We start from the raw sequence: 13,673 nt of genomic DNA on the forward strand, positions 1-13,673 counted from the left end.
CGTGACTTTGCGCTAAAAAAGACGCTCGTGGCGTTGTACTGACTTATGCGATACCTGTTGCTTTTTTTATTGCTGCCACTGGCTAGCCAAGCTCAACGCTCCCAGCGCGTTACTATTTATTTTGACTCAACGAAGATTCATCCGCACGAGATTTTTCGGGCCCTAGTGGGCCAGGATACCGTGATGAACGGGCCCTACAAGCGCTTTTACCCCAACGGCCGTCTCGAAGCCCAGACGCGCTACACTGATGGCAAGCGCGACTCGGTGTACGTGGAGTTTCACGCCAACCGTGGGCGGCGGCTGGAGGCCACCTACGTGGCCGGCGTGCGCCAGGGCCCATTCAAAACCTACTATGCCGATGGCAAGGTGGCCCAGGTGGGCACGTTTGTGAATGATGAGCCCGACGGGCCGCTCACGACCTACTTTCCCACCGGCGAAATCAAGTTGCAAACGACGCTCGTGAAAGGCCAGCCCAATGGCGCCGTGCGCGAGCTTTACGCCAGCGGCCAGTCGGCGGCCGAAGTCACCTACGCCAACGGTCAGCCCAACGGCCCGGTGAAGTTTTTCTACCCTAGCGGCAAAGTGCAGAGCGAGGGTACGCTGCGCAATGGCCTGCTATCCAGCTCGTACAAGACCTACTACGAAACCGGCCAGCTCGAAAGCGAAACCGTGATGAACGACCAGACCGGCAAGGGCAGCTACCGCTCGTACTACCCCACCGGCCAGCTCCAAACCGAGGGCACCTACGCCCCGGCCGCCGTGCGCGAGCGCCAGGTCACGAATAAGCTCGGCGACGACCTCACCAAGCGCGTGGCCCCGCGCACCGGCACGGCTGCCCTCGATGGCCCCGCCACCTCCTACTATGCAAGCGGCAAGGTGAAGGGCAAAACCACCTACCGCCTGGGCGTGCCCACCGGCCACGCCGTGGTATACTACGAAACCGGTCAGCTGAAAGAAGAAACTGACTACTCCGCCCAGGGCCGCGACCGCAAGGTGGTGCGCTACTACGATGCCGCCGGCCAGCCCCGCCAAGCCGAGGAGCAGTATAAGAACAACCGGCCGGCCGGTACCTGGCGCGAGTATTACCCCGATGGCAAGACCCCGCGCCAGGTGGAAGCGTATGGGCCAACCGGCAAGCTCACCGGCGAGCGCCTCACCTATTTCGACAACGGCAAGGTGCAGATTCGCCAGCAGTTTGACGTAAACGGCCTGCAAACCGGGCCGGGTGAGGAATACTTTGCCAGCGGCCAGGCGCGCAAGGAAGCTAACTACCTGAAAGGCCTGCTAGCCGGCGATTTCAAAGAGTACCACGAAGACGGCAGCCCGGCCGTGACGGGCCAGTACAAAAACGGCAAGCAGAGCGGCCAGTGGACGTATTACAAAGCCGATGGCCACAGCATCGAGCGCCAGGTAACGTATCGCGACGGTCGCCCCCAAGGCTCGGGCTCGCGGCCCAAGCTGAATGGCAAGCCCTACGTGCCGAAAGCCAAGAAATAACGAGGCCGCGGGTACTTAGTTTAAAGTCAGACAAGCAGCTGCACAGTCAGCTGCTTGTCTGACTTTTGCCTTTCGGCACAGGCTGCACTAAGAGTCCGTTAGGGCGCAAAATAGGGATAGTTAACGGGCGAAGGGGCTAGTAGCTTCGGCGGCGCGGCTGCCACTAGGGCAGCATGCTTAGCTCCTACTATTATGTGGGCATTCCTACTTCCTGCGCTGCCCACCACTATCGGTAGTTGGCCGGCTTATGCACTCTTTTACCTATTGGGGTTTGGGCTAGCTGGCGGGCTGCTGGTGGCGAGGGGGCGGCGCTACCCGTGGCAGCCCTGGCTGCTGCTGATAGCGGGCACTGTGCTAGCCCTCATTGCGGGTACCCGCGTGGCTGCTGGTACCGCCGCCGATTGGCAGGCCTTGCTCACGCACGGCCACTGGGGCACGGGCGCGCCACTGGGCCGCACGGTGCTGGGCGGCATGGTAGCAGCCGTATTAGCCCTGGCTGGACTGCGGCGCTGGCTGGGTTTTGGGCGAGGCGCCACCGATGCCTTTGCCCTGCCCCTACTGTTGGGGCTAGCCCTACAGGGCGTGGGCTGCCTGCTAGCGGGCTGCTGCTATGGCGAGTTGCTGGGGTCCGGGCCAGGCATAGGAATAGGCTACCCGGCCGGTACCGAGCCGTGGGCCGCACAGGTGGCTAAGGGACTAGTATCGCCAGTGGCAGCCGTGAGTTTGCCAGTACACGCGGCGCCTCTTTACCAGATTATCCTGTGCCTACTTATCGCTGGAGGCTTAGTAGCCAGTCGGCGGCAACTTGCACGGCGGCCGGGCGTGGCCCTGCCCCTAGCGCTAGGAGTGTTCGCGGCAGGGCGGCTCGTGCTGGAAGGTTGGCGAGACCCTATGGGCGACGTACTGGGAACTGGCCTTTGGTACGGGCTCAAACCGGTACAAGGTGGCCTAGCAGTAGCCGCCTTGGTACTGTTGTTATTGGCTCATTACCGTTGGGGCCAATTTTCCCTAGTGGGTCCGCCTGCTGAAAAAGACACTGCTTTAGAAGGCCTACCCAACCGCCCGCTCGCCTATCTCGCGCTGGTAGTGAGCCTACTTGTGTTGCCGCTCTGGCTGCTGCCGGGCCAGCTAACGATAGCCGAAACGTTGGTGCTGCGGACACTGCTGCTACCCGTGCTGGCGCTGGAGGCTGTGCGCTGGGGACGGGCACTGCGGGTGGCCGGGCCGCTACCGGCGGCATTATTGGTGGTCGGCTTTGCCCTGATGAGCCAGGCACCCGCCCCTAGCAACCCTCCGGCCAATGCCTTTGCAGAACCTGCGCAATCGCTAACGGTGAGTGCCAGCGGACTGACGGGCAGCAGCTACCAGCTTTATAAAGATTATAGCACGTGCAGCACGCCCCAAGCCAACATCACCACTTTTCCTGGTTATCACCAGCGCTATAATGCGGCGACTTTGGGGGCGGCATTCACGCAACGCCTGCCCATGGAGGGTGACAAGCGGCTTACATTTGGACTAGCCGGCACGCTGGGCGCCACCCACTTTGACCCATCCGCCGGCCAATTGCTGCTTGGGGGCCAGCGCGGCGACTCGGCTTATATCTTAAATGCAGCAACAAGCCGCCGACTGACCGACCTGAATCCATACCTCGAATACACGGCCATCGGCCAAAAGCGGGGCTACCTACGCCTAGCGCTAGGCATGCACCTGAGCCGCCAGCTAGCTTACGACTACGTGGTGGAGCCGCTGCGTAGCCGAGGGCCCCAGCTTGGTGCGTTGGTCGAGTTTGGCGCAGCCCGCCTGCTTTGGGTGCATATAAGTAACAGCTACGGCCCCGATGCCTTGGGCAATGGCTTATTTCGGGTGGGGCTAGGCTCAAGCTTTGGCCACAAGCGCCTCACAATGCTCGCCGGCATTACGGGAGCCAATAGCAACACCTACAGCAACGGCTGGCTTACCTTATTTATACTCGGTCAACCCAGCTATACTGCCCCTACTGGCTACTACCTGCAAGCGCGCTGGCAAGCCACACCCACCTGGCTGCTGGAAGGCAGTGCCACCAGCAATTTTAACGACATGAGCCAACTCACGCTAGGCACACGCTACCGCTTGCCGCTGGGCAGCCGCTAGGCCCCCTACCCGAACACGGGCACTACGCGGCCTTCCTCTACCTTGAGTGCGGCGTCGTACTTCTTGCCGGTTTTGGCCGAGAGGAAGCCTTTGATAACGCCCGTTTCGCCGCGGCGCAGTAGTTGGCGCAGCTGGGTATCCGTGAGCTTCTTGCCACCCCACTCAAAGGGCACCCGAAACTGGCAATCTTCGCGGAAGCGCGAGCAGCCGAAGGCGCTGCTGCCCTTGAGCATGGTGCCCAGCTTGCACACCGGGCACGGAATCTGCCCAGGGTCGGTGGCCGTAGTGGGCTTGCTTTCGGCGGCCGGCACCAGCTCAAATTGGTGGCGGGCATCGAGCACCAAGGCGCCGTCTAGCTTCTCGCCCGCGCCCGTCACGAAGCCTTTGATAAGCTGCGTGCGGCCCTTAGCCAGCAGTGCTTTCACTTGCGGGTCGCTCAATTTCTTGCCCAAAATCTCGATAGGCAGCCGGAACTGGCATCCTTCGCGGAAGCGCGCGCAGCCGAAGGCAGTTTTGCCGCGCAGCACATGGCCGGTTTTGCAAGCCGGGCACGTGCCCAAGCCATTAGCCGCCGGTGCCGCAGTTTTAGCTGCAGCAGGGCTAGCCGCTTTTTGCCCGCTAGCAGCAGGCGAGCTAGCCCCCCCACTTGGTGCGGCGGCCACCGCCGCGCTGCCGGCCGACACAGCCCGGCCGCTACGGTCGGTTTTCACTTCCTGCACCATCTCGCGCACCAGGCCCTTCAGCTCTTCCAAAAACTGGTCAGAAGGCAGCTCATTGCGCTCAATCTGACGCAGCTTCTTCTCCCACTGGCCGGTGAGTTCCGCTGATTTCAGGGTAGGATTGCGGATAAGGCCAATGAGCTCCACACCGGTGGGCGTGGGCAAAATCCGCTTCTTATCGCGCCGGATGTAGTTGCGCTTAAACAGCGTTTCGATGATGGCAGCGCGGGTACTGGGCCGGCCAATGCCGTTTTCCTTCATGGCTAGCCGCAGCTCATCGTCGTCGATGTTGCGGCCCGCCGTTTCCATGCCGCGCAGCAGGCTAGCCTCGGTATAGTCTTTAGGCGGCTGGGTCATCTTGCTTTCGAGGCGCGGCTGGTGCGGGCCGTTTTCGCCCTTCACGAAGCTTGGCAACACGGTGCTTACCACGTCGTCATCGTCGTTGCCGGTGGCGGCCTTTTCGCCGGCCGGGGCGGCGGGCTTGGGCGCGGCCTGCTGGCTAGGGTCGCCGTAGACTACGCGCCAGCCGGGGCTCAAAATCTGCCGGCCGCGCACCCGGAAAAGGAAGCCCGCCGCCTCGGCCAGCACGGTGGTGTTGCTCACCTCACAGTCGGGGTAAAAGGCAGAAATGAAACGGCGCACGATGATGTCGTACACGCTGCTTTCCATGCCGCCGCTAGGCCCCCCGCTACCGGTCGGAATGATAGCGTGGTGGTCGGTTACCTTGTTATTATTAAATACCTTACTGGTTTTCGGAATCTTATTGGCCAGCAGCGGCCCGGTGAGGTTTGAATACCCGATACCGCGCAGAATGCCCGGAATCTTGGGGTAGATATCATCGGGCAAGAAGGTGGTATCGACGCGCGGATAGCTCACGGCCTTCTTCTCGTAGAGGGCCTGCACTATCTTGAGCGTATCCTCGGCTGAGAGGCCTAGCTGGTTGTTGCACTGCACTTGCAAAGCAGTGAGGTCAAAGAGGCGCGGGGGCGATTCGCGCCCTTTCTTAATCTCGACGTTCGTGACGGTGAGCGGCGCGGGGCGCACGGTTTCGAGGGCCTTGTTGGCCTCATCTTCCTTCACAAAGTAGCCTAGCGCACGCAGACGGCTCTGCTCGTCGGGCGCATCCTGGGCTTCCTTTTGCTCGGCCTCCGTGTTGATGCGCGTGAAGGTGGTGCCGCGGTATTCCGTTTTCAGCACCCAATACGGCTCGGGCTTAAAGTTGCGGATTTCGTGGTAGCGGTCCACGAGCAGGGCTAGCGTGGGCGTTTGCACGCGCCCAATGCTCAGCAGCTGCTTGTCGCCGTAGGTGGTGTATTTGAGGGTAAACAAGCGCGTGGCGTTCAGGCCCAGCAGCCAGTCGCCCACGGCGCGGCTGCGCCCGGCCTGGTACAGGCTATCGAACTCCTTGCCATCGCGCAGGTTGTTGAAACCCTGCCGAATAGCTTCTTCTGTGAGCGACGAAATCCAGAGGCGCTTGACGGGTTTGCGGCATTTGGCCTCGTGAATAACCCAACGCTGGATTACTTCGCCTTCCTGGCCGGCGTCGCCGCAGTTGATGACTTCGGTGGCCGCGTCGAGCAGGCGCTTTATCGTGTTGAATTGCTTGACCACGCCATCGTCGCGGCGCATGAGCTTGATGCCGAACTGGTCGGGTATCATGGGTAGGTCGTGCAGGCTCCAGCGCTTCCACTCGGGACGATAGTCGTCGGGCTCCTTAAGCTGGCAAAAGTGGCCAAACGTCCAGGTGACCTGGTAGCCGTTGCCCTCATAGTAGCCATCCATGCGCCGGTCGGCCCCAATAACCTGGGCTATTTCGCGGGCTACACTGGGCTTTTCGGCAAGGCAAACTTTCATAGCAGATTCAACTGACTTAATTGATACGCCTGCTAAAGCGGGCTGGCTGAATCAACAAAAATACGCTGCGAAAAGGTCGGGCCGTGCGGCACTTAAGGATTGGCCTTAGTCGGTCGGAAGTAAGCTGGTCGCAATTCGCGCCGCAAAGCGGCAGCTAGCTTTTTGTCTTCAAAACTTTTGAGTGCTTCCGCTTCATGCTTTTTGCTGTACTTCATAACGCTGGTAAAACTCACTGCAATAGCTATCCCTAAAGCAGAACCTGCAACTAGACCAGTCAAATTATTTATTGGATTTTGCGGCTGGGTGCCCACTCCTAAAAGCCCAGCGCCAACGGTTGCTAAGAATGGCGTCGCTATTCTCATACTCAGCCGCCGGGCCGCAAACAGCCGGTGCAGCGCCGCCACCGTATCGGGCGCCGCTGGCGAGGTAGCCAGCGGCACCGTGAGGGAATCGGGCCTAGCTATTGGGCGCAAAACCTGCGCACTTACCGGGCAGGTGCCTAGCAACAGGGCCACACTGATGAAGCTTTTCATAGTGCAGAAAGGATGATTGCTGGGGCGAAGTACGCCGTCATTTCTAACGCTACCTATTTGTGGCTGAAAGACTAAAGGTCTGACTATCCAGCTCATAAATAATTATTATACAGTATATACCACCAAATTATCCTTATAAGTAAAGCCTGCTGTTTAGAATAATAAACTTGAATCGTCAGGACTAGCCCTTCTTTTGCTGGCTCGTGATGAGCACCACTGACCCTACGATAACAGCCGCCCCTACCAGCATTTGGGCCGTTAGCTTTTCGCCTAGCATAGCCCAGCCCAGTAGCACGGCCACCACGGGGTTGACGTAGGCGTAGGTGGCCACCCGCGCAGGCGGGGCGTGCTTGAGCAACCAGCTATAGGCCGTGAAGGCTACCAATGAGCCGAACACGACGAGGTAGCCCCACCCTAGCCAGGCGGCCAGGCCGAACTGGCTAGGGTGCAGCCCGCGCCACTCGCCGGTAATTGTGCCCAGCACCAGCAGGAGACTGCCGCCGGCCAACATCTGCAAGCCCGAGGCCAACACTGCCGATTTAGGCACCGGCGAGCGCAGCCCGTAGATGGACCCTGCCGCCCAGCTAAACGCCGCCAGCAACACCAGCGCCACGCCGCCCAGCTGCGCATAGCTAGCCCCCGCGCCGGCCATCAGCTGCTCGCCCACCAGCAGGTATACGCCTGCAAAGCCCAGCAGCAGCCCCAGCACCACGCGGCCACTGGGGCGCGGCTGCCCCAGCCACCACCAGCCCAGCAGCACCACCCAAAAGGGTTCGCTGGCCACCAGCAGTGCCGCCAGGCTGCTCGGCAGCGCGCGCTCGGCTAGCACCACCATGCCATTGCCGCCCACCAGCAGCAAAGCTCCCACCACAAAGCTCGTGCGCCACTGCGCCAGGGTAGGCGTTTCGTAGTCGGCCGAGGCGCGGCCGGCCAGCGCCAAAATGCCGCCCGCTACCACGAAGCGTGCCCCCGCCATCAGCAGCGGCGGCATGGTTACAATGGCGTACTTAATGGCCAGGTACGTGGAGCCCCACAGCAGGTACACGGCTGCGAAGGCCAAGATGAGCAGAAGGCGGGAATGCTTGGCAATAGGATGGTTAGCCATATATTAAGTGACTATTCCTTAAAAAACGGGCATTGCGCGCCCCGCGAAGCAGTCGTACCTAAATGCCTCGTGCGGGTTTCGTTCAGGTGCGATTGCTTCGCGGGGCGCGCAATGACAAGACGGTAGATTACCTGATTGCGGGCTACTTGCGCAGCGCCACCCGCACACCGGCCATGAGCCAGCGGGTGGGCATTTGGGCCCCTAGCAGGTCCGAGTATTTGGCATTAAACAGATTTTGGGCCTGGCCCACCAGCCACACGCGCTCGGGCAGCAAAGCCAGGTCGAGGCGGGCGTTGAAGACGGCGTAGCTCGGGGTGAGCTCGGCAAAGTTGGTGCTGGCGCTGGCCACCGTTTGCTGGCCGGCGCGCTGCTTATATACTCCACCAAAGGCCAGTGCGAAGCGCCGGTGCGTGAGGCTCACATTGCCGGTCACGAGGTGGCGGGCCACATTGGAGAGGTACTGCGACTGCACATCGCCCGCCACGTCGAGGTGCACCCAGGTGTAGCTCACGCTGCCATCGAGGCGCAGGCCGGGGGCTAGCTGGGCGCGGCTGCTGAGCTCGGTTTCGATGCCTTGGGTACGCACGGCAAACAGGTTTTCGGCCAGCCGGTAGCTGCCGTTGGGGTTGATGTTGGTGAAGCCCGTCGTCTCGATAACCTGGCTGCCGGTGGCCGCCACGTAGTCAATCAGGTTGCTGCCGTAGCGGTTGAAGTAGGTGCCGCGCAGTGTGAGCGCCCGCCAGGGCTGGTAGTCGAGGCCGGCTTCGTAGTTCCAGGTGCGCTCAGCGCTGAGGGTGGGGCTGCCCACGTTGAAGCCGCTGGGCACGATGCCCGGCCGGATGGCCGAGTTGTACTGCTCGGTAAAATTGGGAGCCCGAATGCCGCGGCCCACGGCGCCGCGCACGGTCAGCTTTTCGCCCACCTGCTGGCTGGCGTTGAGCTGCGGTACCACCTCAGTACCGTAGTTCTGGTCGTGGTCGAGGCGCAAGGCGGCGGTCACGTTCAGGCCCGGCGCGGGGGCTAGCCCGGCCACGGCGAAGGCGCCGGTGTGCCACACGGCATGGTCGCCGCGGTCGTTGCTTTGCACGGCGCGACGGTCGGCCTGACCGCCCAGGGTCAGGCGTGCTTTCGGCGACAGCTCCAGCTGGTGCTGGCCCTGCACGTTGAGGTAGTGCATGAGGTGGTCGCTGGCCACCGAGGTCGGCGTGTAGAGGTAATAATCGGTGCTGGCCGTGCCTACCACTTGCAGCTCGGTGCGGGCGCGCTCGTTCCATTCGTAGCGCAGTTGGCCCTGGTACCAGTCACGGCCAGTGGTTTCGCGGGCGCGGTCGGCGGTAGCGGTTGTGTAGAAGTTCTGGGCGTTGTAGTCGCGACGGTCGAAGCTGGCGCGGGCGGCCGCGCTGAATTTCTCGCTTATTTGATACGCGCCCGACAGCGAGTAGGTGTTCAGCTTGAAGTCGTTGCGCCCGCCGCCGGGCAGGTCGAGCAGCTGGCCGCTGGCCGTGTTGTTGAGGATGCCGCCCGCCAGCCGCAGGCCCTTGTCCTGGCCATAAAAGCCGGCATTAGTGCTCTTCAGGCCGTACTCGCCGGCTAGGAAGGTGCCGGCCAACTCGGTGCCATCGGGCCGGTGCGTGGCGGCGAAGGTCTTGGTCACGATGTTGATGAAGCCGCCCACGGCATCGGGGCCGTAGAGCGCCGCGCCGGGGCCGCGCACCACCTCAATCTGCTCAATCTCGGCCGGGGTGATGGGAAAGTAGCCGGCAAAGTGGCCCGTCAGCGGGTCATTGAGCCGCATGCCATCCAGCAAAATCAGCACTTGGTTGAAGGTCGAGCCGCGCAGCGTGATATCGGCCTGCGTGCCAAAGTTGCCGCGGCTCTGCACCTCCATGGCGGGCAGCAGGCGCAGCAGGTCGTCGAGCGAGGTGACGGGGTAGCGGCTGAGGGTGCTACCGAGCACCACCGTCACGTAGCGGCCGGTCTGGCCCGCCACCTGGCCGAGGCGGGTAGCATACACGGTTACTTCGTCTAGCTGGCGCTGGCGGGCAGTATCGGCAGGGGCTGTGGGCTGCTGGGCTTGAGCGGCGCCTGGGAGGGCTAGCAGCGCAGTGGAGAAAAGAAAGACAGCAGGTAAAAAACGGGGCATAAAACGGGCAAATGGCTCCGCAAAGCTACGCCGGCCCTAGCGCGCCGCCCCAGGCTACTTGGCCACTACCGCCGGCCGCTGGCGCGTCAGCAACAGGCCTAGCCCCAGCCCCTGGCTAAACTGAATATTGCTATCCTGGTCGTACTGGTAAAGCACAGTGCTCTGAAAATTAACGCTCAGCAGGCCGTAGACCTTAGCCGTGAGCGTGAGGTCGAGGCGATGATTTATCTCGCGCAGCCGGAAGGCGCCGTAGTTGGTAAAGAGCAGGTAGCGGGCCTTGAAGTTGGCATTGGGGCCTAGTGGCTGGTCGAGGCTGGCCAGCACCTGGGCGGCTAGTATTTCCCAGCGCGTGGTGTGGTTGGGGGCCACGCCGTACACCTGGTCGGTGGGCAGGGTCTGGAAGCGGCTCATCTCGCGCACGATGGTGAGGCGCGGCGCAAAGGGTGAGAGCCGCAGCGAAAACCGCTTGCTAGGGTGAAACTCAAAGCCGTAGGCATTGGTAAGGTAGGCCGGGGCCAGGAAGCTCGACACCAGCCGCGGCACCTCGCCCGAGTAGTCGTAGCCGGGCGCAAACTGCGAGAGCATATTCAGCGACACAAACGCATCCCACTTGGGCGTGAGGGCGTGGCCGTACTTGGTATCGAGCCACAGGCGGTCGTTGGTTTTGCGGTAGCCCTGGCCGCGCGTGTACTGCCCGGCGTAGAGGAAGTCGGCCTCATTGTCCCAGCTTCGCGGGCCGCGCAGGTAGTGCGCCTGCCCATTAAAGAGCGTACTGAGGCCTAGTGAGGTAGCCCCGCCGCCCTTCCAATTATCCGACACCACGGCCTCGTTGAGGTTCACGCCGGCCTTGAGGCTGGTGCGCCAGTACGAGGTATCGGCGGGCACGGGGGCTAGCGCAGGTAGCGGGGTGGTTTGAGCCAGGGCGGCACTGGGGGCCAGCAGGCCAAGGAGTAGCGTAAGCGATAATTTCATCCGGCAGGCTATCGGGAATGGAAGCAAAAGTACCAGACTGCCCCGGGAGCGCGGCCGGGCCCGCGTTATTTTGCGGCTGCATGTCCGTCTCTACCCTTGCCGCCAATGGGCCAGCCGCGCCGGCCCGCTCCCTCTACTACCCAGCCCTCACGGGCCTGCGCGCCGTGGCGGCCTACCTGGTTTTCTTCCATCATTTTCGGCCGCTGGCACTCAGTGAGGGCTGGCCGCTCCTTCTATCAAAGCAGCTTTACGTGGGCGTGAGCTTGTTTTTTGTGCTCAGCGGCTTTGTGCTGACCACGCGCTACCAGCAGCGGGTGCAGCTAAGTGTGCGCTGGTGGTGGGCCTATTTCTGGCAGCGGGCCGCACGCATCTACCCTACCTATTTGCTGCTCAATACGGCCATTCTGGCCCGCATCTACTGGCCCATTCCAACGGGCAAGCTTGGAAATACGTTGCTGCTCGTGTTTTTAAGCGAAAGCCTGCTGCGGGGCTTTTCGAACACCCTCAAGTATGTGGGCCTGCCCCAGGGCTGGTCGCTCACGCCCGAAGAATGCTTTTACGTCTCGCTGCCGTTTTTGCTATTGCTGTGGCAGCGGCGCGGCATTCTGGGCGCCGTGGGCTTTGCCCTGGCAATGTTGAGTATAGGTCTGTTGCTCACGGCGGTGTGTCAGGGCCGGCCCGCGCTGCACGGCTTTTTTGGCACTTATCACCACTTGTTCAACTTCACGTTTTTCGGGCGGGTATTTGAATTTGTGCTCGGCGTGGGGCTGGCGCGCTGGTGGGGCGGGCGGCCCAGTGGGGAGGCTAGCGGCTGGCCTTGGCGCACGCTGGCTGGGAGCTTAATTATACTGGGCACCATTGCCGGGCTGGCTAGCTTCAACTCGCCGCGGCCTTGGTACGAGGGCACGGTATACCCACCGGCCATCATGCTCAATATCATAGTGTTTCCGGGGGGCGTAGCGCTGCTGCTGGCCGGGCTGCTGGCCGAGCGCAGCTGGCTGCGAGCGTGGCTGGCCACACCACTTTTGCAGGCGTTGGGGCGCAGCTCGTATTTCTTTTATCTGCTGCACATCGGCGTGCTCAGCCTGTGGTGGCAGGGCCGGTTTGGCTGGAGCCGCCATGTGGGACTACAATTTTTAGTCACGGTGCTGCTGGCCGAGCTAGGGTACCGCTTTTTCGAGCGGCCGGTGCACCGCTGGCTGCTGGCCCGCACCCGGGCCGGCGCTACTTCCTTCTAATTTTTCTCTGCATACAATGCCTTCGTCCACGCTCGCACGCCCCATTACCACCGCTTACTACCCAGCCCTAACGGGCATTCGGGCCTTGGGAGCCTTCCTGGTTTTCTTCGTGCATTTCCGGCCGCTAGGCACACCCGAGCTGGCAGACCGTATTGCCACGGCGTTTTATATAACTCTGAGTATGTTCTTCGTGCTCAGCGGCTTTGCCATCGCCCACCGCTACCAGCAGAGTGTGCGCTTTACCAAGAGCTGGTGGTGGGCCTACTTCTGGCAGCGGGCGGCGCGCATCTACCCTACCTATCTGCTGCTCAATACGGCGGCCCTGGCCCGGGTGTACTGGCCCATTCCGGCTGGCAAGCTAGTTAATTCTCTAATACTCATTTTCTTGAGCGAAACCATGCTACGGGGCTTTTCCAATACCCTGAAGTACGTGGGGGTGCCGCCAGGCTGGTCGCTCACGCCCGAAGAATGCTTTTACGTCTCGCTGCCGTTTTTGCTATTGCTGTGGCAGCGGCGCGGCATTCTGGGCGCCGTGGGCTTTGCCCTGGCAATGTTGAGTATAGGTCTGTTGCTCACGGCGGTGTGTCAGGGCCGGCCCGCGCTGCACGGCTTTTTTGGCACTTATCACCACTTGTTCAACTTCACGTTTTTCGGGCGGGTATTTGAATTTGTGCTCGGCGTGGGGCTGGCGCGCTGGTGGGGCGGGCGGCCCAGTGGGGAGGCTAGCGGCTGGCCTTGGCGCACCTTAAGCGGGGCCTTAGCCGTGGCGCTTACCGTTGCCATCCTGGCTTATATTGACTCGCCCCAGACGCCCTATGACGGGAATCTTTACCCCTCGACTATCATCCTGAATATCGTTGTATTTCCGATAAGCATGACCCTGCTGCTGGCGGGACTGCTAGCCGAGCGCACTTGGTTTCGGACCTGGCTAGCTACTCCTTTTATGGATGAGGCTGGCAAGCGCTCGTATTCCTTTTACCTGCTGCACGTGGGGCTGTTCAGCGTGTGGTGGCACGACACCTTCGGCTGGGGCCGGCACATTTTTTTGCAGCTACTGGCCACGGCCCTGCTGGCCGAGCTGTGCTACCGCTTTTTCGAGCGGCCAGTGCACCGCTGGCTGCTGGCCCGCACGGTGGGCCGCTCAAGCACAACGACCCAGCCGCTGACTCAGCGACCGGGTCGTGTATAACATATTTGCGCGCGCTTAGCGCACTTATACTGTCTGAGATGGGTCTTCCTGGGGCCCTTCGTATGAGTTGGCATCGTCATCGGCCTCGGGCGGCGCCTCAGTGCCGTAGATGTGCTCCAATTCTTCTACCACTTCCCGGCCATCAGTGTTCAGGTCTTTGAGCACGCCATCGGCGATATCGTAGACGAGACCGTGCAGGCGCGGGGGCTTGTCGCCGCGCAAGGCGTTCTGGATGATATTGGTCTTGGCCAGGTTGCGCACCTGCTCCATCACGTTGAGCTCGACGAGGCGGC

The 13,673-nt window shown here is 61.8% G+C and carries 10 protein-coding genes; 4 read left to right on the plus strand and 6 right to left on the minus strand.

Translation table 11 applies throughout. The features are described 5' to 3' along the window. Positions 1-45 precede the first annotated feature (45 nt). Both J4D99_RS18425 and J4D99_RS18430 read left to right on the plus strand, forming a co-directional pair. The gene (locus J4D99_RS18425; protein ID WP_208133209.1) at positions 46-1,497 is read left to right on the plus strand and encodes a toxin-antitoxin system YwqK family antitoxin; all 1,452 of its coding nucleotides are present in this window, start codon (positions 46-48) and stop codon (positions 1,495-1,497) included. 192 nt (positions 1,498-1,689) lie between these two features. Further along, complete coding sequence (locus J4D99_RS18430; protein ID WP_208133210.1) at positions 1,690-3,627, plus strand: prolipoprotein diacylglyceryl transferase family protein; 1,938 nt, start codon at positions 1,690-1,692, stop codon at positions 3,625-3,627. A 5-nt stretch (positions 3,628-3,632) separates the two neighbouring features. Here J4D99_RS18430 and J4D99_RS18435 read toward each other — a convergent pair whose 3' ends face one another. The 5 genes from J4D99_RS18435 to J4D99_RS18455 form a co-directional block, all read right to left on the minus strand. Continuing rightward, the gene (locus J4D99_RS18435; RefSeq protein WP_208133211.1) at positions 3,633-6,200 is read right to left on the minus strand and encodes a type IA DNA topoisomerase; all 2,568 of its coding nucleotides are present in this window, start codon (positions 6,198-6,200) and stop codon (positions 3,633-3,635) included. A 92-nt stretch (positions 6,201-6,292) separates the two neighbouring features. Then, the gene (locus J4D99_RS18440; RefSeq protein ID WP_208133212.1) at positions 6,293-6,733 is read right to left on the minus strand and encodes a hypothetical protein; all 441 of its coding nucleotides are present in this window, start codon (positions 6,731-6,733) and stop codon (positions 6,293-6,295) included. A gap of 181 nt (positions 6,734-6,914) precedes the next feature. Continuing rightward, the gene (locus J4D99_RS18445) at positions 6,915-7,838 is read right to left on the minus strand and encodes an EamA family transporter (RefSeq protein WP_208133213.1); all 924 of its coding nucleotides are present in this window, start codon (positions 7,836-7,838) and stop codon (positions 6,915-6,917) included. A 142-nt stretch (positions 7,839-7,980) separates the two neighbouring features. Then, a complete protein-coding gene (locus J4D99_RS18450; RefSeq protein WP_208133214.1) occupies positions 7,981-9,981 on the minus strand; it encodes a TonB-dependent receptor plug domain-containing protein in 2,001 nt (666 codons plus the stop codon). 54 nt (positions 9,982-10,035) lie between these two features. Next, a complete protein-coding gene (locus J4D99_RS18455) occupies positions 10,036-10,953 on the minus strand; it encodes a DUF3078 domain-containing protein (protein ID WP_208133215.1) in 918 nt (305 codons plus the stop codon). An 80-nt stretch (positions 10,954-11,033) separates the two neighbouring features. On the opposite strand from J4D99_RS18455, the gene J4D99_RS18460 reads away from it, so the two are divergent. Further along, positions 11,034-12,191, plus strand: coding sequence for an acyltransferase family protein (locus tag J4D99_RS18460; protein ID WP_208133216.1), 1,158 nt, complete (start codon positions 11,034-11,036; stop codon positions 12,189-12,191). A 16-nt stretch (positions 12,192-12,207) separates the two neighbouring features. Next, positions 12,208-13,380: an acyltransferase family protein gene (locus J4D99_RS18465; protein WP_208133217.1), complete on the plus strand. Its 1,173-nt coding sequence runs from the start codon at positions 12,208-12,210 to the stop codon at positions 13,378-13,380. Between the two features lie 24 nt (positions 13,381-13,404). Here the strand turns inward: J4D99_RS18465 and J4D99_RS18470 are convergent. After that, on the minus strand, positions 13,405-13,673 hold a 269-nt coding region (locus J4D99_RS18470), incomplete at its 5' end, for a carbonic anhydrase (protein WP_304607919.1).

Origin of the sequence: Hymenobacter sp. BT559 (genome assembly GCF_017571525.1) — a bacterium.
Classification (GTDB): Bacteria; Bacteroidota; Bacteroidia; order Cytophagales; family Hymenobacteraceae; genus Hymenobacter; species Hymenobacter ginsengisoli.